Below are 22411 nucleotides of genomic sequence, written 5' to 3'. Positions count from 1 at the left end.
CCGACAAGCCCCCGGGGGCGGGTTCGGCGCGTGTGCGCAGTTCAGCCGGGCCGGTCCGCCTTCAGGACCCGGTCGGCGTCACCCTCGTCGCCGAGGGTCTCGGTGGTCATGCGCTCCAGCACGGCCACCACCTCCGGATGCTCCTCGGGGCCGTGGTCGCCGAGCAGGGAGCGCAGCGCGATCCTCTGCGCGTCGAAGATCCGCAGGGCGGCCTCTGTGCCCTCGCGGTTCAGCTCCCAGGGGTCGCCGTCGTCGACGAGGTAGCCCGCCTCCAGCAGTTCCCGGTGCGCCGCCTCCCAGCGGTCGTCGGGCAGCCGGGACATCTCCACGAGTTCGGAACGGCGCAGCGGACCGGTCACCGACAGGTGGCTGAGCACCCAGCAGGCGCGGGGCGAGATCTCCAACCCGGCGGCGTCCCGGAGCCTGTCGTACATCTCCCGGGCCCCCTCGTGACCGCAGACCCGGTAGATCTCCCGCTCGACGTGCTCGATGGCGGTGCGGCTCCCCGAGGCCACCGGCGGGATGGCCTCCCCCAGGTCGGCGGACCCCGGTCCGACCGTGGTGCGCAGCGGCACCTCCGGCAGGAACAGCGCGAGCACGAACCCGATCAGGGCCACCGGCACCGCCCACAGGAACACCACGTCGATGGCGTCGGCGTAGGCGTCGAGGAACGAGGCCTGCGCCTGTGGGGGCAGCCGGTCCAGGACGCGCGGGTCGCTCTCCAGCGCCGCCGGGTCCACACCCGGGGGCAGGGTGATGGCCCCGGCGCGGGCGGCGAGGTTCGCGGCCAGGTGCCCGGAGAAGATCGCGCCGAACACGGCCGTGCCGAAGGACCCGCCGATGGAGCGGAAGAACGTCGCCGCCGAGGTGGCCGCGCCCAGATCGGCGTAGTCGGCGCCGTTCTGCACGACCACCACCACGACCTGCATGACCAGGCCCAGGCCGACGCCCAGGACGAAGAACGAACCCCACATCACCCAGTCGGAGGTGTCCGAGGCCAGTCGCGACAACAGGAACAGGCCCAGCGCGGTGACCGCCATCCCGGCGATGGGATAGGGCTTGTACCGGCCGTTGCGGGTGACCAGTCGACCGGAGGTGATGGAGGTGAGGAACAGGCCGATGACCATGGGCAGCAGGTACAGCCCGGAGGCCGTGGGCGACAGACCGTGGACGATCTGGAGGAACAACGGCAGGAACGCCATCGAGCCCATCATCGCGAACCCCACGCACAGCCCGATGGCCATGGCGACCACGACCACGGGGTTGCGGAACAGGCTCAGCGGCATCACCGGCTCGACGGCCCGGCGGGCCGACAGCCACCAGCCGATCCCGAGGACGACACCGGCCAGCGCCAGCACGATGACCTGTGGCGACGCCCAGTCGTAGACGGAACCGCCCCAGGCTGCGACCAGGGTGAGGCAGACGGCGGTGGCGGCCAACAGGACGATCCCCGCGTAGTCGATGGTCCGCCGACCGGTGGGCCGGGTCGCCGGCAGCACCGCGACGACCGCCGCGAACGCCAGCACGCCCAGGGGCAGGTTGACGTAGAACACCCACCGCCAGGACAGGTGGTCCACGAACAGGCCGCCCAGCAGGGGCCCGGCCACGCTGGAGACGCCGAACACCGCCCCGAACAGGCCCTGGTAACGGCCGCGTTCGCGCGGGGAGACGACGTCCCCGATGATCGCCATGGCCAGCACCATGAGTCCACCGCCGCCGATGCCCTGAAGCCCGCGGAAGAGGATCAGCTGGAGCATGTCCTGGGACAGGCCGCACAGGGCCGAACCGACGACGAACACGGCGATGCAGGCCAGGAAGAGTCTCTTGCGGCCGAACTGGTCGCCGAGCTTGCCCCACAGCGGGGTGCTGGCGGTGACGGCGAGCAGGTAGGCGGTGATCACCCAGGACAGGTGGTTGAGTCCGCCCAGGTCGGAGACGATCGTCGGCAGGGCCGTGGAAACGATCGTCTGGTCGAGCGCGGACAGCAGCACGGTGAGCATGAGCGCGGCCATGATCACCGTGATCCGGCCGCCCTTGCGCTCGCGCCGCTCCCTGTGGGCCTGGAGCATCGGCTCCGCCTTCCGTCATCCGGACCGTGCGGTCACCTTAGAAGCGGACGGGCGTCGCGAATGGTGCGGAACACCCGGACCGGCGGGAACTTTGCCGCCGCTTGGCTCACCCTCTTCAAAACCGAATATGGTTCGGTTACTGTGGCGGACAACCGTGATCCACGACACCCCGGAGCAGAGCATGAAGCGGGAACTCTTCGACGCCGACCACGACCTCTTCCGCGAAACGGTGGCCGAGTTCCTGAAGCGCGAGGTCGTGCCCTTCCATCCCCGGTGGGAGAAGGACGGCATCGTCCCCCGCGAGGTCTGGGTCAAGGCGGGCGGGGTGGGCCTGCTCGGCCACGGGGTCCCCGAGGAGTACGGAGGCACCGGTGTCGACGACTACCGCTACAACGTCATCGTCAACGAGGAGGTCTGCAAGGCCCACGCCAGCGGCCTGGGCGTCACCCTCCAGAACGACGTCATCGCCCCCTACCTCGTCGGCCTCACCGACGACGAGCAGAAGCGACGGTGGCTTCCCGGCTTCGCCGGCGGTGAGCTCATCACCGCGATCGCCATGACCGAGCCCGGCACCGGAAGCGACCTCCAGGGCATCCGCACCTCCGCCGTTCGCGACGGGGACGAGTGGGTGATCAACGGGTCCAAGACCTTCATCACCAACGGCATCAACGCCGACCTCGTCATCGTGGTCTGCCGGACCGACCCCGACGCCGGCGCGCAGGGATTCTCGCTCATCGTCGTCGAACGCGGCGCCCCGGGGTTCGAGCGGGGCCGCAACCTCGACAAGATCGGCATGAAGGCACAGGACACCGCCGAACTGTCCTTCGACGACGTGCGCGTTCCGGCGGCGAACCTCATCGGCCGGGAGGGCCAGGGGTTCATCCACCTGCTCCAGAACCTGCCGCAGGAGCGGCTGTCCATCGCCACCTGCGCGGTGGCCTCGGCCGAGTACATGCTCCAGCACACCATCGATTACTGCCGTGAGCGCACCGCCTTCGGCCGCTCGATCGGGCGCTTCCAGAACACCCGTTTCGTCCTGGCCGAGTTGGCGACCGAGGTCGACATCGCCCGCACCTACGTGGACCGCGCCATCACGCTGCTCAACCGGGGCGAACTCACCGTCGAGGACGCCGCCAAGGCCAAGTGGTGGACCACGGAACTGTGCAACAAGGTGATGGACCGTTGCCTCCAGCTTCACGGCGGGTACGGGTACATGATGGAATACCCGGTGGCACGGGCTTGGCAGGACACCCGCGTGCAGACGATCTACGGTGGCACCACCGAGATCATGAAGGAGATCGTGGGTCGCGGCCTGGGCCTGTAGCCGGACAACCCCCGTCCAGAAGGGTCGAGTCGGTCATGAGCGGTGCGTGGGACGGCCTCATCGTCATGGGCCTGTTGGTCGTGCTGCTCGTCATCGGCGTGCGCAAGCTGCGACCCAGGGTCCACATCCCCTGGACGACGGGCGGGATCATCGTCTTCTTCGTCTTCCTGTGCCTGCTGCTGTGGGCCTGGTCCTGGCGGTGAGGGCCGGAACCGGGCCGCTCATTCCTCTTCCCGGGAACGCTCCGCCGGAGCGGCGGTCCCGGCGGTCCGGCGCAGCAGGGCGCCTCCCGCCTGGGGCAGGATCAGGACGCTGAGCATGCCGGCGGCGACGATGGCCGCCGCGTGGGCGCCGTCCATGGAGCCGTCGCGGGTGCCGATCGTCGTCAGGACCGTGAGCAGGGGCAGGGCCGTGGCCGAGAACAGCACCAGCGCCGGACGCTGGGCCTCGGGGACGTCCCCGCGCGAGAAGAGGTACTCGGGCCCGCCCCGCACCAGCAGGAACGCGACCAGCAGCACCGGCGGGAGCAGCAGCAGGACCGGCTCCGCCAGGAGCGAGGCCAGGTCGAAGCGCACCCCCGTGACGACGAAGAACACCGGGATGAGGAACCCGAAGCCGATGGCGTCCATCTTGGACTCCACGCGCTCCGCCTCCCCCTCGTGGTTCGCGGAGATCATCAGCTTCACGACGATCCCCGCCGCGAACGACCCGAGCAGGGCGTCCAGATGCATGGCCGACGCCAGCCAGACCAGCGCCACGATCACCACCATGCACAGGCGGACCGCCACCTGGGCGCTGGATCCCAGGGTCGCCCGGATCAACAGCGCCCACCGTTCCGAGCGCGGCCGGGTGGCGGCCCACGCGGCAGCCCCGGCCAGGGCGAAGAACAGGGCCAGGAGGAGCGTGCCCTCCCAGGGGCGGTAGCCGCTGAGCAGCAGGGCGATCAGCACGATCGGCCCGAACTCCCCGACCGAGCCCGAGGCCAGGAACCGGGTGCCGAACGCCCCGCCCAGCGCCCCGGAGTCGCGCAGGATCGGCAGGACGGTGCCCAGGGCGGTCGTGGTCAGCGCCAGGCCCACGATCAGCGCGGTCCGGGACGCGCCGAACAGCGCCCAGCCGATGCCGAGCCCCAGGGCGACCGAACAGGCCCAGGCCAGGAGGGCCCGGTTGAGCGGTCTGCCCTTGATCCGCCGGAAGTCGATCTCGTACCCGGCCATGAACATCAGCAGGGCCAGGCCGAGGTCGGCCAGCAGGGTGATCGTCGCGTTCTCCCGCACGATGCCGAGCACGGAGGGCCCGAGCAGGATCCCGAACCCGATCTCCAGCACCACGGACGGCACGATCACCCACCGTGCCAGCCGATGGCCGATCAGCGGGGCCAGCAGGGCCGCCACGAGGAGTGCGAGGAGCATGCCCATCGTGCCCGATTCCGCGCCGTCCATGTCCCCCCGTTCACCGGAACCCCCGCTCCGGACGTGGGCACACTACGTCCGGAGCGGCCCGCGGGGGCGAGGACACGCCCGGAGCGGGCCGGGCGGGCCTCGGGGCTGATGGCACGGGGTATCGGGGCCCTCCGGTGAGCCGGTGCGGATGTCACCGATCCGCGTCGGCGCCGAAGGGCCTCCCACCGTGTTCCGGCCGGTGTCGCCGGCCTCCCAGGTCGGTGAACCTAGGCCCAGGGGTCGAAGTCGATGCCGGCGGGTTTGGCCTTGTTCAGGGCTCCGGGGAACGAGCCGTCCCTGAGGTCGAGCTGGGCGCTGCCGAAGTTCGCCGAGGTGAGGATGTCACGGATGCCCGGGGGGTAGTGATCCCAGCCGACCAGGTCCGGGTACTGCCAGACGCCGTAGTGGTTCTCCGGCGGGTCGTCGTGTCCGGCGGCGAACCGGAAGGCGTGGGTGGAGAGCCCGTCCTTGTGGTAGACGATCTTGGCGTGGGTGCCCTCCCAGAGCACCTGTGAGGCGGGCCGGGTGTCGTAGCCCCCGTGGGCCGACGCGGACACGTGGCGGGCCTGTCCCCCGTGGACCCACACCACGACGTGCTCCAGGTCGTGCCGGTGGCCGCAGCAGCCCGGCAGCACCTGGTCCTTCTCGAAGTAGAGAGCGTACATGTACGCGCACCATCCGCTCGGGTCGCACTTGGACCGCGAGTAGGAGTTCGTGTTGTCCAGGTCCGATCGGTCACGGCAGTTGCCGTTGAGGGCCCCTGTCGTCTTGAGCCCTCCGGCGACCTTGCCGTCGGGGCCGATGGCGGGGGTCGGGTAACAGCCGTCGGTGTCGTAGTCGAAGGCCGGCTGCCACTTCGCCTCCTCGGCGGTGTGGGCGGCGGGCAGGGCCGCCGGGGGCGCGGCGAGGGCGATGCCCGGGGTGACGAGGACCAGCGCGGCGGCCAGGGCCAGGGCCCGGCGCGCGAGACGGGTGGGGCCGCGGCGGGCCCCGGTGCCACCGCCGGAGGGAGCGGGGGCCTCGGTACGGTGCGACAAGGGGGTTCTCCTCTCGGTGCCCGGCACGGGGGGTCGTGCCGACGGCCGGAGACACCGCACGGGGGCGCACGGTCACCCGGAGTGACGAACGGGGGGTGCGAGGGTCCCGGCCGTTTCGATGACACCAGGGCGGACCGGGCCCGCGCAACGGGGGCAACGGGAAGTTCCCCGCGCGTTCGACGAACGCACGGGGAGGGATCACAGTCGTCCGGCGTCGATGATGCGTTGGAGGAACCGTCGCGTCCGGGGTTGTTCCGGTTCTCCCAGCACCCGTTCGGGCGGCCCCTGCTCCAGGACGCGCCCGCCCTCCAGGAAACAGACGGTGTCGGCGACCTGGCGGGCGAACCCCATCTCGTGGGTGGCCAACAGCATGGTCATGCCGTCCTCGCGGAGCCCCCGCACCAGGTCGAGCACCTCCCCCACCAGTTCGGGGTCCAGGGCACTGGTGATCTCGTCCAGGAGGAGCAGCCGCGGCCCGTTGACCAACGCCCGCACGATCGCCACCCGCTGCTGTTGGCCACCGGAGAGCCGGTCGGGGTATTCGGCGGCCTTGTCGGCCAGCCCCACCCGCTCCAGCAGTTCCCGGGCCCTGTCCTCCGCCTCGCGACGAGGCCGCCGGTGCACCCGGCGCGGTGCCAGGGTGACGTTGTCCAGCACGCTCATGTGCGGGAACAGGTTGAACGACTGGAACACCGTCCCGATCCGGCGCCGCACCCGGTCCGCGTCCACCCTGGGGTCGGTGATGTGCTCCCCGTCCAGGTGGATGGTGCCGTCGGTGATCGGCTCCAACAGGTTCGCGCAGCGCAGGAGGGTCGACTTGCCCGAACCGGAGGCCCCGATGAGGACGACCACGGCGTGTTCGGGCACGTCCAGGTCCAGGCCGTCGAGGACGACGGTGCCCCGGAACTCCTTGCGGACCCCCCGCAGGCGCAGTACCGGGGCCGGGCCCTCCAGCCGGGCCGCGCGGTCCAGTTCGCTCATCGGTCCCCCTCCGCCGACTGCCGTCGCGCCGCCCGCATCGTCACCCAGTCGGTGAAGGCCACCAGCGGGATCGCCATGAGGACGAACAGCACCCCGGCGACGATGTAGGGCGTGAAGTTGTAGGTCTGCGCCGTGGCGATCTGCGCGGCGCGGATGGCGTCGATGGGTCCGGCCAGCGAGATGAGCCCGACGTCCTTCTGAAGCGCCACCATGTCGTTGAGCAGCGGTGGCGAGACCCGTCGCACCGCCTGGGGCAGCACCACCCAGCGCATCGCCTGGGGGTAGGTGAGGCCGAGGGAGCGGGCCGCGGCGATCTGGCTCGGGTGCACCGACTCGATGCCGGCCCGGAACACCTCGGCGATGTAGGCGCCGTAGGTGATGACCAGCGCGATCCCGCCGAGCACCAGCACGCTCGGGGTGTTCTCCAAACGCAGTCCGGGCACCCCGAAGGCCATCAGGTACAGCACGATGATGAGCGGGGCGCCCCGGAAGCCGTAGGTGTACCCGGTCGCCAGCGCGCGCAGCGGGAAGAACACCGGACCGCGCAGGGTCCGCAGGATCGCCGTGATCAGCCCGAGGGCGAGCGCTCCGAGGGCGCAGAAGAAGAGCAGGCGCACGTTGAGCCACAGCCCGGTGAGCACCGCGGGCAGGGCGTCCCGGGCCACCGCCGCGTCGAAGAAGGTGTCGCGCACCCGTTCCCAGCCGGGCGAACCGACCACGACGGTCACCAGGGCGGCGCCCAGCAGAGCGGTGGAGACCGCTCCGATGAGCACCGACCGCACACTCTGGCGACGGCGCAGCGCGGCCCGCTCGACTTCGAGGGGAGTGGGGATCCGTTCGGTCACGTCAGCCCAGTTCGGGTGCGTCGGCGGCCTCGGCCAGCCACTCCTGTTCGAGGTCGGCCAGCGTGCCGTCCTCGCGCAGGGCGTCCACGGCCGCGCTGACGCAGTCCGTCAACGGCGAGTCCAGGTCCAGGACCAGGCCGAAGTGCTCGGTCTCCGCTTCGAGCAGGGGGAGCTGCCCGACGATGACGGCGTCCTCCAGCTCGGCGGCGGTGATGTAGAACGCCGTGGGCAGGTCGAAGACGACCGCGTCCACCTGGCCGTTCTCCAGTGCCTGCTTGGCGTCGTCGTTGTTGTTGTAGACCAGCGGTTCGCCCTCGGGGTCGATCGTCTCGACGAGGGTCTCGTAGCTGGTGGTCCCGACCTGCGCGCCGATGGTGAGGCCGGCCAGGTCGGCCGCCGAGGTCGCGCCGGCGGCCTCGGAGTCGCCGAGCGCGACGACGGCCTGACGGACGTCGTAGTAGGGGCTGGAGAAGTCGACCGCCTTCGCCCGCTCCTCCGTGATGGAGAACTGGTTGATGTCGAAGTCGAAGTCCTTGGGCCCGGGCTGGATGGCGCTGTTGAACGCCACGGTGGTCCATGTGACCTGATCGGCGGTGTAGCCGAGTTCCTCGGCGACCGCGTGGGCGACGGCCGACTCGAAGCCCTCCCCGTTGGTGGGGTCGTCGTCGGCGAACCACGGCGGGTAGGCGGGGCTGTCGGTGCCGACGGTGAGCACGCCCTCGGCCAGGGTGGGCAGGTCGCCGGGGACGCATTCGGCGGCGTTCCCGGGCTCGGGGGCCGCCGCGTCGTCGGCGGGGGCGCACGCGGTCGCCATGAGGACGGCGCCGGCGACGAGCGGAACGAACATGGACGGGGGACGGGAGGACATCGGCTCACTCCGTGGTGAACGGGGGACGGGATCCGTACAAATTACCTACCTGATCGGTGGCGAATCCACGTCTTTTCGATCACGGCACGGGGCGGAGCCGGACGGTCACACGCCAGGACCGGACGGTCACCCGGAGGCGGAGTGCTCCTCGATCGCCTCGGGCACCCCGCCCTCCTCCGCGGCCGAGGACTCCTCGGGGGTGTGCATGGGCATCTCGAACCAGACCGCCTTGCCGTCGGGGGTCGGTCGCGATCCCCAACGGGTGGCCAGCTGTTCCACGAGGTACAGGCCCCGGCCGCCCTCGTCGTCGGCGGCAGCGCTGCGGATGCGGGGCAGCCGCAGATCGTGGTCGAAGACCTCCACCCACACCCGGGAGGCGCCCCGACGCAGGCGCAGCAGGAACTCCTTCTCGTCGGCCTCCGCGTCCGCCTCGTCGGCCTCCGCGACCTCGTCGAGAAGGTCGCTCCAGTCCTCGTCGAACTCGTCGAAGGAGGCGGACTCCTCGAAGGGCGTCTCGGAGTCGCGCACCCCGTTGCCGGTGAACTCCCGGTGCACGGGGTGCGGGGTGGCGTGGATGACGACGTTGGTGACGATCTCCGAGACCAGCAGACAGGCCAGTTCGGCCTGGTCCCGGTCCATCCCCCACTCCTTGAAGGTGTCGGCCGCCAGGTGGCGGGCCTCGCCCACGGTGGAGGCCTCCGAGGGGAACCAGCCCTCGCGCAGCGCCAGCTCGTCGGAGTCGGTGCGCACGACCAGCAGCGCGGTGTCGTCGTCGAGTGCGCCCGGGACGCTGTGCACCGCCGCCTCGGCGATCTGCTCCACGTCCTTGTCGGCGACCTCGGTGACGCGCTCGGTGAGCATGCTCAGCGCCCGCTCGGGGTCGGGACGGCCCCCGAGGGGGGTGCGGTCGACCAGGCCGTCGGTGTACAGCAGCAGGGTCGCGCCGGTGGGCAGGCTCAGCTCCGCCTGGTGGTAGACCACGTCCTCGCCGGCACCGCCCTTGACGCGCACGCCGAGCATGCGGTCGGTGACCTCCAGGTCGAGCGCCTCCACGGAGTCGGAGGTGATGAGGAACGGGGAGGCGTGTCCGGCGTTGGCGTAGGACAGCTCACGCGACCAGGCGTCGTAGACCATGTACAGGCAGCTGACGCTCGGGATCCAGGTGCCGCCCTCGATGGGGCGACCCAGTCGGCGCACCCATTCGTCGAGTTCGCGGAGGATGTCGGCGGGTTCGCGGTCGGCCTGGGCGAAGGCCCGCAGCGCGGCGCGCAGTTGTCCCATGACGGCCGCGGCGTGCGGGCCGCGGCCCTCGACGTCCCCGATGACCAGGCCCACCCGGCCGGCCGACAGCGGGATGACGTCGTAGAAGTCGCCGCCCACCTGGGTCTGGACACCGTGGCCGTGCGCCTGGAGCGGGCCGGCGGGCAGGTAGCGGGAGGCGATGGTGAGCCCGTCCAGAGGCGGGAAGTCACTGGGCAGCAGGCTGTTCTGGAAGGCCAGCGCGGTGCTGCGCTCCTCCTCGAACAGGCGCGCGTTGTCGATGGCGAGCGCGACGCGGGAGGCGATGGCGCCCACCAGGTCGCGGTCGAATCCGCCGTAGGTGCTCTTCTGGCGCGGGGAGAGCCCGGAAAGGGCGAGGGTGAGCACGCCCAGAACCTCGCCCCGGGCGCGCAGCGGGGCGGCGATCGCGGAGGTGACGCCGACCTGTCGGGAGACCCGGTCGGAGCGGTTGTTGGGCGAACTCTCGAAGAGGTAGTCGCTGCTGACGACCGTCTCCAGACGGCGCAGCGCCTGGGTCACGAAGTGGCGCTCGGGGTAGCGGACCTCCTCCCCGACGTCGAACCAGGTGCGCGGCGGGGGCGTCCACCCCTCGGCGTGCACCGACACCTGTCTGACCAGTCGGTCGTGGTCGTACAGGTCGATGAAACAGTGATCGGCGAACTGGGGCACCAGGATGCCCGCCACGCCGCGCACCGTGGAATCGAACTCCAGGGAGCTGGCCAGCCGGCTGCCGATCCGCTCCAGCAGGCCGTACTGCTCCTCGACCCGCCCGCTGCGCAGGGCCTCGCGGGCGATGAGGGTGATGCCGTCGATCTCGCCGTCGTCGTTGCGCATGGGCACGGCCTGGGCGCGCACGTGGATCCAGGTGGAGTCGCCCCTGAGCACGGCGAAGGTGCCCTCCCAGGGCTCACCGCGCAGAACGCGGCGGGCCAACTGGGAGGCGTGCTCACGGTCGGACTCGTGAATGCCGATGTCGAGCAGGGAGAGGCCGACGTAGTCGCGGCCACCGACGAAACCGAAGAGTTCGCGCGCGAAGGGGTTCCAGTAGCGCAGGAGACTGAACCGGTCGATGACGACGATGGCGATCTGCGCCCGGTCCACGACGGCGGCCGTGGCGAGCGCGTCGCCTTCCCGGAAGGGCTCACCCCACCGTGTCATCTAGCCGCCACCTCGCCGTCATGAGCTGCACGCATGCCCGCCCCGGGTCACCCGAACGACCGCACCTTGGAGCGAGGGTAGCAACACCGTCAACGTTCTCGCAGCGCAATGTGACAATCCTGATGAGCAACCGACCTCCGATGTCACGGCTTCGCGACGAAGATGTGCCCGGCGATCGCCGAGGACAGTTCGGTGTCGGGGGCGTCCCCCCCGATCACGCGGACCCCGTCGTCGGTGCCGCGCAGCGCCACCTCCAACCCGGGCCGCACCCCCGCCTCGCGCAGGGTGCGCATGACGTCGGCGTCGGACTGGATCTGCTCGCTGATGCGTCGAACGGTGACGGTGATGTCCGCCCCGGAGGCGACGTCGATCATCGGCACGATGGAGTCGTCGGTGAACGGTTCCGGTGAGTAGTCGTCCAGGCCGAGTTCGTCCAGGCCCGGGATCGGGTTGCCGTGGGGGCACACCGAGGGCGCGTTGAGCAGCGTGACCAGACGCTCCTCCACGGCCTCGGAGATCACGTGCTCCCAGCGGCAGGCCTCGATGTGGACGTCCTCCCACGGCAGTCCGATGACGTCGACGAGGAGCCGCTCCGCCAACCGGTGCTTGCGCATGACGTGGGTGGCCAGTCGGCGGCCTTCGGCGGTCATGACCAGGTGCCGGTCGTTCTCGACCCGAAGCAGGCCGTCGCGCTCCATGCGGGCCACGGTCTGGCTGACGGTCGGGCCGCTCTGGTGCAGGCGCTCGGCGATGCGTGCCCGAAGGGGGACGATGCCCTCTTCTTCGAGCTCGAAGACCGTCCGGAGGTACATCTCCGTGGTGTCGATCAGCCCGTGTGCGGTCAAGACTCCCCTCCCATGACTCTGCGCCCGGCGCACGGTCACGGCGGGCACGGCAGGTCTCTCACAACACGGGTCGGGGCGACGCGATTCCCGGAAGCCGGATCGGGACCGGGGCGTCCGCGCGACCGCGGGAGCGACCACCGATACCGCAAGCATATCGTGATGGCAAGGACCCGAAATTCCGTACGGGGGCGGACCTTCGGGCGGGCGACGGATCCCACCTCACCCCGGTGTCCGGGCCGTGTGCCCCGCGGTCCGTTCACGACCCCTCTCGAACAGCGCCGACACGTCCGACCCGGCCGGGGTGAGCCCGGACCACCCCGTCCGGACCTCGGTGAACCCCGCGGCGTCGGCCCGCCGGGCACGACCTCTCCCCGGGGGCCGGCCCCGGTCACCGGATCTCCCCCCGGCGTGGGCGAACGGTCGGCGAAAGTCCGCCGAACAATGAGGACGCGCACGAGGACGGGAACGGGCGAGGACGCCTCGTGCCGGTGACACGGCTCGAAGAGGGCCGCCGCCCGGGGCGCGGTGCCCCCGCGCCCTTCCGTCTCCGCCGGTCCCGACGCGGCGGGTCACCGGGGGTCGACGACACCGGGGAGGCGGATGCTCAGGGGGCCAGGCGGGTGATCTCCCAAGCGCCTTCCCCGTCGCTCAGGTAGCGGAAACGGTCGTGCATGCGGTCCGCTCCGCCCTGCCAGAACTCGACCTCCTCGGGGACCAGCCGGAAGCCGCCCCAGTAGGCGGGCCGGGGGATCTCGGCGTCCTCGGGCCAGACCGTCTCGAACTCGCGGTAGAGACGGTCCAGCTCCTCGCGGTCGGCGACCGGCTGCGACTGGCGTTCACTGGCCCAGGCGCCCAGCTGGGAACCGCGCGGACGGGACGCGAAGTAACGGTCGTTCTCGGCGTCGCTCAGGCGTTCCACCCGACCGGCGATGAGGACCTGGCGGCGGACGGGATGCCAGGGGAAGACCACGCTCGCCCGGGGGTCGGCGGTCAGGGCCAGGCCCTTGCGGGAGGCGTAGTTGGTGAAGAAACGCAGACCGGTGCGGTCGTACCCCTTCATGAGCACCGTGCGGGCCCGGGGCGCGCCGCCGGGCTCGACGGAGGAGAGCACCATGGCGTTGGGTTCGGCGAGGCCGGACTCACGGGCCTCCTCGAACCACAGGTGGAACTGGCTCATGGGGTGATCGGCGAGATCGGCACGGCGCAAGGGCGCTCCCAGGTAGGGTTCGCGCAGCTCGGCGGGGTCTGTACGGTCCACAGGGGGCATCCTCTCGCGGCGCGGACCGTCGGCGCCACCCGCCCCTCGGGCCGCGCGCGTCACACACAGCCCGGTCCGGGGTCGATCGTGGCCGCGCTGATCCGCCCGCAGGCCGCCACAACGTGCTGGCGCAGACCGTCGGCGCCCAGCGGCCCGACCACCACGAGCTGCACCATCCGTTCGGGATGCCAGTTGCCCAGCGCGGGTTCCCCGAACGCGATGTGACCGGAGACCGCCGACAGCCCGGAGGTGTTCTGGATCCGCTCCACCAGCGCGTCGCGTTCGGCCTCGTACCCGTCGTCGGTGCCGAGGAAGGGCGAGGGCTCCACGGCGGGGCCCTCCACCGAAGCCTCCCGGGTCGTGGTGCGGTCGATACCGCGCAGTGCCCGGGAGAGCACGGTGAGGGCGTCGGCGGCGACGGCGGCGTGGGTCATCGACGGCGACCCGCCGTCGGCGGCGTCGAGATCGGCGCGGATTCCCGGGGACCCGCCCTCCCCGTCGTCGGGGTCGGCGTACAACTCCTCCACCAGGGCCTCAGCCTCGGCGTAGAAGGCTCGCTCGCTGCCCTCGGTGTACCGACTCCAAGCCCCGCTGGCGGCCAGCGGGGTGTAGAAGACGGGGTAGCCGCCGGCCATGCCGATCGTCTCGGCGTGGTCGGTGACGAACTTGGCGATGTCGTCACCGCCGAGCACGTCGATCCCCGCCTCCACGCACATCCCCTCCTGTTGCAACTGCCGGTGGAACTCGGCGAAGTCGGTGGAGCGTCCGGCGAAGTAGATGAGGTCGGGCGGATCCTGAGCGCACACCCGTGCCAGGTGGGCGGCGAGCGACACGCCCCCGTCCTGGTAGGGCAGCACTCCGGGGACCACTCCGGTAGAGCCGTCGGCGAAACCCACCGGCGGCGGGTCGCCGCCCTCGGGGTCGGCCCAGGGTTCGCCGCCCAGCTCCCGGAACCCGGTCATGAACCGGACCGCCAGGTGGGGCCCGTAGCTCTCCCCCCTCCGGTTGTCGGCGATGGCCACGGCGGTGCGCGCGGGTTCCAGGTCCGGGGCCGGCTCCCCCTCGACCAGCTCCGTGCCGGACCACTCCACGCCGTGGTAGGCCCACGCGGCGGCCTGTTCGGCGATCCGGGAGTTGGCGGGGGCCAGGGGGAAGAAGTACTGGCCGTACTTGCCGGAGGGGTCCAGGGCGATGTCGTCGAAGGTCGCGGTGGTGCCGATCGTGGGTATCCGGGCGCCGCCCAGGACCCGGATCGCGTCGGTGGTGCCCTGAAGGCTCTGCCCGAAACCGAGGGCGGCGACGGGGCGGTCCATTCGGCGATGGGTCTCGACGGCCCGCTCGACGACCATCTCGGCGGCCTCCCGCGCGCGGGACCACCCCTGGCCGGTGTTGACCAGCATGATCTTGATCCTGGGCAGGGAGGCGTCGGCGGAGGCGTTGTGCTGGGCCTGCCGGTGGGCGATCCCGAGGAGTTCCCCCTGGACCCCGGCCAGGGTGAGGTCGTTCGCCCCGGTGGTGCTGAGCGCGCCGAAGTAGGCGACGGTGACGTGGGTCGTGTCGCGTCCCGCCTTGTCGACGGCCTCGTTCTGCTCCCGGATGTGCTCGGTCACCTCCGTCAGGCGTTCGTGGAAGACGAAGTCCCCGAAGGTGAGGCCGTAGCAGTCCCTGCCGTCCTGTCGGATGCCGACCGGGTCCCAGACCCAGCTCTGGACGCAGGGGTTCACGGGCGCCATGACGGCCGGCCCGAACGCCCAGAGCAGGAGGAGGAGCAGGGAGATCCCCGCTCCCGTTCCGCCGATCCAGGCCGAGGCGAGGGCCCCCGCGGTGAGCACGGTCCGATCGGCGGGGCCCGGCCCGTCGAGGTCGTCGGGCGGACGGGGAACGGGAACGCTCAGGGTACGGGCGGCGCCCAGGACGCCTGCGGCGTGACGGGCGCGCAGCCACAGGGAGAGCTCCTCCTGCCTGCCGTCGGTCTCGGTGCCGGGCAGGGAGGGGTAGCGGAGCACGTTGACGTTCGGGTCCACCAGGGACGGGCCGTCCGAGGCGCGCACCTGGACGATGAGCAGCGGGTCGGGCAGGGTTCGGCGCACCCGCTCGTCCTCGATGAGCCGGACGAGGTAGCGGCCGACCCGGCCGAGACGGTCCTGGTCGACCAGGAGGACGGGGCGCTGGGCCCGGCCCCGACGCGGCGAGCGGGAGCGGGCGGAACCGCCGTGGGAGTCGGCGAGGTCGTCCAGGAGGGCGTTGACGATCAGGCGGTGGACGGCGGGCAGGGGTTCGTACCCGCGCGGCGGCCCCTCCACGGACTCGGGGCGGGGTGCGGTGGCGGCGGCGGGCGGTTCGGTCGGCGCGTCGGCGGACCGTCCGGTCACCAGGCCGAGGAGAGGGCGGAGCAGACCGGGACGGCGGGGAACGGACGGCACGGGCCCGGGTCGGGGCGGTGTCCGATCGGCCAGGGGGTAGAGCCGACCGACGCGACCGGCCTCGCTCTTGAGCAGGTTGAGAACGTGGACACCGCGGGCGCGGTGGTCGCCGAGGGGGCGTTCCTCGTAGTCCGCGTGGTCGTCGAGCCACCGGTAGGCGCGCCAGGGGAGGAAAAGGAAGGGGGCCAGGGAGATGTGGACGATCAGGAGCAGGACGGCCGCGCCGACGGTCACCCAGTTGTTCACTCCCTGGAGGGCCGAGCCGAACAGCGCGGCCAGGCCGAAGGCGCCCAGGGCGAAGGGGCCGAGGAACGCCAACGCGCCGACGACGAAGGAGAGCGGGGTGAGCAGCTTCTCGTCGAGCCGGCTGAAGGTGACCTTGGCGCTCAGCGCGGCCACCCAGATGGCGGCCCTTCGGGCGATACGGACGTAGCCCTGGGCCCAGCGCGCCAGGAACCAGCTCCCCCGGCCCGCTTCGGCGCGGTTCGTCTCACCGGAGCGACGCGCTTCGGTGCGGATGCGCAGCAGCGCGGCCACCACGTGGATCTGGGTACGGCGGTCGGTGTCGAGTTCGAGGTCGCCCTGACCGGCGACGCTGCCCTGCATGCTCTCGTGGACGGCCCGGCGGTCACAGTCGCGCAGCCGGAGAAGGGAACGCAGACGGGCGAACCGGGGCGGAGGCGGTGGCGTGCGGACGCCCTCGGCCCCGGGGCGCGCGGCGTCGCCGGCTTCCAGGAGCGCCCGGACGAGGTCGTAGAGTTCGTCGGTGGTGGCCCACAGGTCGCGGATGTCGGGGGGTCCGTCGAGGGTGTCCCCGGCGTCGGGCGGGAGCCGCCACGGCGGCTGGTTGCCACAGCGTTCCACGAGTGCGTCGAGGAGGGCGTCGCGGTCGGCCGCGTCGTCGAGGACCAGGTCGAGCACCGGTGGGGGTTCGGCAAGGTCACCGCGCTGCACTCCGTCGTGCACGCGGACCCGCCTGCGGCGGGCCGCCCGACGTTCCATCCGGGTCAGGCGCCGATGGCGACCGCCGCCGGGGCGTTCGCGCAGAGCGTCGAAGATCGCGAGGAAACGCGCGTCGGCCTGGGGGCCGGGTTCCTCGGGGGATCGTCGTTCCGCGGATCCGGTCGCTTCCTCGGGCACGCGCGGGCACCTCACCGATGTGTCGTGATCGTTCTGGTCACTCCCCCCGAAGCGACCTCATTAGACAACAAAAGACACCGATGTTTCACCCTTTTAAGCAGAATTGTCACTGACCCATACCGGCCACTCCCGGAGGATCGTGAGGCGGTGATCCGTTCTCACGTTTTTTCACGCGTGTTAATAACACCCCTGACCGGCGACATCACCCGTGCCACCACTACCCTGGGACGTGTGACCGAGATTCAGATTCCCGCGAACCTCCTGCCCTCCGACGGCCGTTTCGGCAGTGGCCCCTCCAAAGTCCGCCCGGCCCAGCTGGAGGCCCTGGCCTCCTCCGGATCCCGTTACCTGGGGACCTCCCACCGGCAGAAGCCCGTGAAGTCCCTGGTGTCACGGGTCCGCACCGGAGTGGCCGACCTGTTCTCCCTTCCGGAGGGGTACGAGGTCGTCCTCGGCAACGGCGGCACCACCGCGTTCTGGGACATCGCCGCGCACGGCCTGCTGCGCGAGAAGTCCCAGCACCTCTCGTTCGGCGAGTTTTCGAGCAAGTTCGCGAAGGTCGCCAAGGGCGCCCCCTGGTTGGCCGAGCCGACCGTCATCACCACCGACCCCGGCGGCCACGGTGAGGCCGTCGCCGAGGCCGGTGTGGACGCGTACGCCCTCACCCACAACGAGACCTCCACCGGTGTGGCCGCGCCGATCCGCCGCGTGGCCGGGGCCGACGAGGACGCCCTGGTGCTGGTCGACGCCACCAGCGGCGCCGGCGGTCTGCCGGTGGACATCGCCGAGACCGACGTCTACTACTTCGCCCCGCAGAAGAGCTTCGCCGCCGACGGCGGGCTGTGGCTGGCCGTCATGTCGCCCAAGGCGCTGGCCCGGGTCGAGGAGATCGCCGCGAGCGGCCGTTACATCCCCGAGTTCTTCTCGCTCACCACCGCGATCGACAACTCCCGCAAGGACCAGACCTACAACACCCCGGCCGTGGCCACGCTGCTGCTCCTGGCCGAGCAGTTGGAGTGGATCAACGGGCAGGGCGGGCTGGACTGGGCCGTGGCCCGCACCGCCGAGTCCTCCTCGACCCTGTACACCTGGGCCGAGAAGTCCGCGGTCGCCACGCCCTTCGTCACCGACCCGGCCAAGCGCTCGCAGGTCGTGGCCACCATCGACTTCAACGACGACGTGGACGCCGCGGCGATCGCCAAGGTGCTGCGCGCCAACGGCGTCGTGGACACCGAGCCCTACCGCAAGCTGGGCCGCAACCAGCTGCGCGTCGCGATGTTCCCGGCCGTCGAGCCCGCCGACGTGCAGGCGTTGACCGAGTGCGTCGACTTCGTGCTCACCCGGCTCTCCTGAGCCCTTCCGCCCCCGTCGATCTCCCGGCCACGTCCCGGCCGTGTGAAGGGGCAGAATGGAGGTCGGTCCGCCAACGGCGGGCCGACCTCCCTTTTCTCTCCTTTTCCGGATTTCCAGGACGGGTCGACTGTGCGCAGGAACAAGAAGGAAAACCCCATCAAGATCATCTCCCACCGGGGTGCGTCGGGGCATCGGCCCGAGCACACCCTGGCCTCCTACGAACTGGGGGCCCGGCACGGCGGCGACTTCATCGAGATGGATCTGGTCGCCACCAAGGACGGTCGGCTGATCTGCCGCCACGAGTCGGAGATCGGCGAGACGACCGACGTGGCCGACCGGCCGGAGTTCGCCGACCGGCGGACCACCCGGACCATCGACGGCCGGGAGATCACGGGGTTCTTCGCCCAGGACTTCACCCTGGCGGAGATCAAGACGCTGCGCGCGCGGGAGCGTCTCCAGGACGTGCGCACGATGAACGCCATGATGGACGGGACCTATGAGGTGCCGACCCTGGAGGAGGTCATCGACCTGGCGTTCTCCCTCACCGCGGAGCTGAAGCGGCCGATCGGGATCTACCCCGAGACCAAGCACCCCTCCTACCACGTGTCGCAGGGCCTGGAACTGGAGCCGCCGCTGATCGCCGCGCTCAAGGCGGCCGGGCTGACCGGGCCGGAGCCGCGGGTCCCGGTGTTCCTCCAGTCGTTCGAGGCGGAGAGCCTGCGCAAGCTCGCCGAGACGGGGTCGCCCCTGGTCTTCCTCCTGGGCACCGAGGAGCACTGGCGGCACTACACCACGCCGGACGGGCTGGCCGAGGTGGCCTCGTTCGCGCACGCGATCGGCCCGGCCAAGACCCTGATCGTGCCGCTGGGCGAGGACGGGGACCCGGTCGAGCCGACCACCCTGGTGGACGACGCGCACGAGGCGGGGCTGCTGGTGCACCCGTACACGTTCCGCAGCGAGAACCACTTCCTGCCCGGCCCGCTGCGCTCGGACGGCGGCCCGGGGGACTACGGGTCGTTCGCGGCGGAGTACGAGCTGTTCTTCGAGCTGGGTGTGGACGGGGTGTTCACGGACTTCTCCCGGCACGCCTTCCTGGTGCGCGAACACTTCCTGGACACCGCGCAGGCCGCGCAGAACGGCCAGGGCGGGGGCGGCGGGGACGACTGACCCGCCGCACGCCGAGAGGGCCCGAACGGGGGGTGGATTCAGGGGATCGTCCGGGCCCTCCGCCGCCTCCGGGACCTTCCCGGCGCCCGTGGCCACGGTCGACGTGATCCCCGGCACGGGCGTCCACGCGCCCGGTGCGAGCGGCGCCGGTACGAGGAGGGCGCACCATGACCGGCCGCCCCGTCGCCCTTCCGGGCGGCCCGTGTCCCGGCCCCCGTCAGCCCCTGCGGGCGAGCAGGACGATGCCGCCGATGAGGAGGACCGCGACCAGCGCCCCGGCCGCGATGAAGGGGACCGCGCTCCCCCGCTCCCCGGCGTCCTCGGCGGTCTCCGACGGGGACGCGCTCTCCTCTCGGGCCTCCTCCTCCGTCTCCACCGTGCCGGTCCGGTAGCGGTCCTCCAGCGGGACCCGCCACACGGGGGCGAAGAGACCCTCGGTACCGGCCATGAGGGCGGTGCCGTCGAGGGTGAAGGCGATCGACTCGCCCTGGTCGGACTCGGGCAGGTCGAAGGCGCCCATGGAGGTGCCCGGCACACCGTCCGTGGAGTCGTAGATCGTCACGCCCCAGTAGGTCCGGATCGCGTAACGGGTGCCGTCCGGGCCGAAGGCCGCGTCGGTGGCGAACAACGGCGCCGAGTCGATGCGTTCCAGGGTGTTGACGCCGGCCGGGTCGATCTCCTCGGGGGCGGCGTACAGCCCGCCCGCGAACTCCTTGGACACCACGTACAGCCGCCCGTCGCGCGGGTCGATCATCATCGACTCGGCGTCGCGGCCACCGTCGGCGTAGGCGAAGGTCAGCACCGTGGGCTCGATCGTCGTGTCGGCGAGGGTCTCCGGTTCGGTGAACCGGTACACCCGCACTTCGGTCCAGCTCCCGCCGAAGTTGTCGCCGATGTCGGCCACGTGGATCGCGGGCTCCCCGTCCGGGCCGGGGGCGACGGCGATCGCCTCCCAGTCCCGCAGCTCCAGGAGCAGGCGCACGGTGGCGAGCGTGTTCCCCTCCTCGTCGACGGCGAACACGTCGGTGGGGTGATCACCGCTGTCGTTGTGGGTCCACCAGACGCCCTCGTGCCGCAGCGAGGGCGCGATCCCGCTGGACTCCGAGATCCGCTCGTCCTGGAAGGTGAAGGCGATCTCCGATCCCTCCGGCCCCTCGCCGCCGCGCGGGTAGTCGAACCCGGTCCCGCCGTCGGGGATCTCCGGCTCCGCCAGGGCGGGTGCCGGGAGGAACACGGACAGCGCGGCCACGGCGCACACGAGCGGTCGTCTCATGACGGCAATCCTGCCAGGGGCGGACGGGGGCGGCGCGCATCCGGGACGGCTTTTGCGCGACGGCGCGAACGGGCACATTCGGCATACGGAGTTCCGTGAGGAGAGCCATGAGGATCGTCGCCTGTCTGAACGGGGACCGCCGCCCCGGTGCGCACCCCGCTCTTCCCGTGTCCCTGGACCAACTGATCACCGACGCCCACGAGGCGGTGGCCGCCGGGGCGACCGCCCTCCACCTGCATCCGCGCGATCCGGGGGGAGCCGAATCCCTGGAGCCGCAGGTGGTCGGCCCTCTCATGGAGAGGTTCCGCGCCGAGGGCCCCGACGTCCCGATCTCGTTGACCACGGCCCTGTCCGCCGAGTCCGACCCGTGGCGGCGTTACGACCTGGTGCAGCGGTGGGCGTCGCCGTCGTTGCCCGACTCGGTGACGGTGAACCTGCACGAGGCCGGTTCGGTGGACCTCATCCATCTGCTGGACGATCGCCGGGTCGCCGTGGAGGCGGGGGTGTGGACGGTGGACGCCGCTCGCATCCTCATCGCCACGAAGGTGCCGGTGACCGCGGTCCTGGTGGAGCCCACACAGGTCGCGGTGGAGGACGCCCGGCGCAACGCCGAGGCGATCCTGTCGCTGCTGGACCGCGCGGGCCCGTCCGCGCCCCGGCTGCTGCACGGTTCGGACGCCACCGCCTGGCCGATGTTGGAGGACGCGCTGAACGCCGGGTTGGACATCCGCATCGGCCTGGAGGACACGATGCGGATGCCCGACGGCGAAGAGGCGGAGGACAACGCGGCACTGGTCGCGCGCGCGGTGGCGCTGGCGTCCGCCGCGGCCTGAGTCCGCCGTTCCGTCAGCCGACGTCGCGGGCGCTGCGCGGCACGGGCCGCCCGTCCTCCTCCGGCCCCGGCTCACGACGCGGTGCGGCCGGGCGTCGCGGAACTCCTTCGTTCCGGCGACGTCGTGACCGCTGATCTCCACGACGGTGGTGTCGTCGGCGGGGGACCAGCCCACGGGTGTCACGCGGAGGGAACCGTCGGGTCCGACGGTGGCGACGCGGGCGGGTCCGCGAGGGTGAGGTGGGCGGGTTCGGCACCGGTGAAGACGCCCATGGCGGGACTCCCGGTTCGGGGAACGCGGTGGCCCCTCCCCCACCCCACCGGGATCATGATCAGCCCAGCAGGGCGCCGAGCAGCACCAGGAGCATGATGAAGCCCAGGACCACGGGCAGCAGCCAGCGCTGCTTGCGGTTGTTGGTGAGCATGCTCATGCGGTGCTCCGCTCTGGCGATATCCCCGGGTCGGTTTTCCAGCCTAACGCCCAGGTCCGGGCGGTTCGGTAACGGTCCTCGCGACCGGGTCGGCTCTCGATGAGGCGCACCTCGCGCACGGGCCAGGGGTGGCGGGGGCCCCGGCCCAGTACGGAGCGCAGGTCGGTGAGGTCGCGGGGCGGCCGGGAGCGGGCCACGGTGAGATGCGGCACGTAGGGGCGGTCCTGTCCGGGCGGACCCGTGAAGACGGCGGCGGCGCGCAGGTCGGCGGCGAGGGAGGCGAGGGCCTCGGTGTCCCCGCCGATGCCCGACCACAGGACGGCGGAGGGGCCCGAGCGGGGGAAGACGCCCCACCCGTCGACGGTGAGGTCGAAGGGGGCGTGATCACCGGCGACGGCGCCCAGGACGTCGGCGAGTGCCGGAAGCGACCCGTCGGGGACCTCTCCGAGGAAGACCAGGGTGAGATGCCAGTCCGAGGGGTGGGTCCAGCGCAGGTCGGACGTGTGCCGCGGGCCCGGAGCGCGGGCGGCGAGTACGGCGTCGACCACGTCGGCGGGCGGTGACAGCGCCACGAACAGTCTCATGTCCGCATCCTCGCATCCGGTCCGGGCCGGCGGGAGCGGCCCCGGCCCCTCCGGCGCCCTTCCCGGTGCGCCCGGTCGCCGTCCGAGTCCGCCCCGGCCG

At 71.6% G+C, this 22411-nt stretch carries 17 protein-coding genes; 5 read left to right on the top strand and 12 right to left on the bottom strand.

What is annotated here, in order from left to right; all coding sequences use genetic code 11:
* Positions 1-41 precede the first annotated feature (41 nt).
* Entirely contained in the window at positions 42-2069 is a 2028-nt protein-coding gene (locus tag RM479_RS11115; protein WP_311511634.1) for an MDR family MFS transporter, read from the bottom strand.
* 181 nt (positions 2070-2250) lie between these two features.
* Between RM479_RS11115 and RM479_RS11110 the strand changes: the two genes are divergently transcribed.
* Together RM479_RS11110 and RM479_RS11105 are read left to right on the top strand one after the other, a co-directional pair.
* Positions 2251-3393, top strand: coding sequence for an acyl-CoA dehydrogenase family protein (locus RM479_RS11110; protein ID WP_311511827.1), 1143 nt, complete (start codon positions 2251-2253; stop codon positions 3391-3393).
* Between the two features lie 35 nt (positions 3394-3428).
* A complete protein-coding gene (locus RM479_RS11105; protein WP_274808317.1) occupies positions 3429-3596 on the top strand; it encodes a hypothetical protein in 168 nt (55 codons plus the stop codon).
* Positions 3597-3614: 18 nt separating this feature from the next.
* Here RM479_RS11105 and RM479_RS11100 read toward each other — a convergent pair whose 3' ends face one another.
* The 9 genes from RM479_RS11100 to RM479_RS11060 form a co-directional block, all read right to left on the bottom strand.
* Positions 3615-4835 (bottom strand): cation:proton antiporter, encoded by a 1221-nt coding sequence (locus tag RM479_RS11100; RefSeq protein WP_311511633.1) that lies wholly within the window; start codon positions 4833-4835, stop codon positions 3615-3617.
* 227 nt (positions 4836-5062) lie between these two features.
* Positions 5063-5872, bottom strand: a complete 810-nt coding sequence (locus tag RM479_RS11095; RefSeq protein ID WP_311511632.1) for an NPP1 family protein — start codon at positions 5870-5872, stop codon at positions 5063-5065.
* Between the two features lie 198 nt (positions 5873-6070).
* Entirely contained in the window at positions 6071-6853 is a 783-nt protein-coding gene (locus RM479_RS11090; RefSeq protein ID WP_311511631.1) for an amino acid ABC transporter ATP-binding protein, read from the bottom strand.
* On the bottom strand, positions 6850-7698 hold the full coding sequence (locus tag RM479_RS11085; protein WP_311511630.1) for an amino acid ABC transporter permease: 849 nt from the start codon (positions 7696-7698) through the stop codon (positions 6850-6852). The genes RM479_RS11090 and RM479_RS11085 overlap by 4 nt, the downstream gene beginning before the upstream one ends.
* A gap of 1 nt (position 7699) precedes the next feature.
* Positions 7700-8566: an ABC transporter substrate-binding protein gene (locus RM479_RS11080; RefSeq protein WP_311511629.1), complete on the bottom strand. Its 867-nt coding sequence runs from the start codon at positions 8564-8566 to the stop codon at positions 7700-7702.
* A 126-nt stretch (positions 8567-8692) separates the two neighbouring features.
* Positions 8693-11005, bottom strand: a complete 2313-nt coding sequence (locus RM479_RS11075; protein WP_311511628.1) for an ATP-binding SpoIIE family protein phosphatase — start codon at positions 11003-11005, stop codon at positions 8693-8695.
* A gap of 143 nt (positions 11006-11148) precedes the next feature.
* Entirely contained in the window at positions 11149-11850 is a 702-nt protein-coding gene (locus RM479_RS11070) for a metal-dependent transcriptional regulator (RefSeq protein WP_311511627.1), read from the bottom strand.
* A 604-nt stretch (positions 11851-12454) separates the two neighbouring features.
* Complete coding sequence (gene pdxH / locus RM479_RS11065) at positions 12455-13108, bottom strand: pyridoxamine 5'-phosphate oxidase (RefSeq protein WP_311511626.1); 654 nt, start codon at positions 13106-13108, stop codon at positions 12455-12457.
* 59 nt (positions 13109-13167) lie between these two features.
* The gene (locus RM479_RS11060) at positions 13168-16671 is read right to left on the bottom strand and encodes a hypothetical protein (protein WP_311511625.1); all 3504 of its coding nucleotides are present in this window, start codon (positions 16669-16671) and stop codon (positions 13168-13170) included.
* A gap of 231 nt (positions 16672-16902) precedes the next feature.
* Here RM479_RS11060 and serC point away from each other — a divergent pair, with 231 nt between their 5' ends.
* Complete coding sequence (gene serC, locus RM479_RS11055; RefSeq protein WP_311511624.1) at positions 16903-18024, top strand: phosphoserine transaminase; 1122 nt, start codon at positions 16903-16905, stop codon at positions 18022-18024.
* Positions 18025-18153: 129 nt separating this feature from the next.
* Positions 18154-19191 carry a glycerophosphodiester phosphodiesterase family protein gene (locus RM479_RS11050; RefSeq protein WP_311511623.1) on the top strand — a complete coding sequence of 346 codons (1038 nt, stop codon included), beginning with the start codon at positions 18154-18156 and terminating at the stop codon, positions 19189-19191.
* Between the two features lie 217 nt (positions 19192-19408).
* On the opposite strand, the gene RM479_RS11045 is transcribed toward RM479_RS11050, so the two are convergent.
* Entirely contained in the window at positions 19409-20464 is a 1056-nt protein-coding gene (locus RM479_RS11045) for a hypothetical protein (RefSeq protein ID WP_311511622.1), read from the bottom strand.
* Between the two features lie 107 nt (positions 20465-20571).
* Between RM479_RS11045 and RM479_RS11040 the strand changes: the two genes are divergently transcribed.
* Entirely contained in the window at positions 20572-21297 is a 726-nt protein-coding gene (locus tag RM479_RS11040) for a 3-keto-5-aminohexanoate cleavage protein (protein ID WP_311511621.1), read from the top strand.
* 426 nt (positions 21298-21723) lie between these two features.
* On the opposite strand, the gene thpR is transcribed toward RM479_RS11040, so the two are convergent.
* Positions 21724-22311, bottom strand: a complete 588-nt coding sequence (gene thpR, locus RM479_RS11035) for an RNA 2',3'-cyclic phosphodiesterase (protein ID WP_311511620.1) — start codon at positions 22309-22311, stop codon at positions 21724-21726.
* Between the last annotated feature and the right edge of the window lie 100 nt (positions 22312-22411).

Origin of the sequence: Nocardiopsis lambiniae (assembly GCF_031845465.1) — a bacterium.
GTDB classification, from domain to species: domain Bacteria; phylum Actinomycetota; class Actinomycetes; order Streptosporangiales; family Streptosporangiaceae; genus Nocardiopsis; species Nocardiopsis lambiniae.
This window is presented reverse-complemented; position numbering and strand designations above follow the sequence as displayed.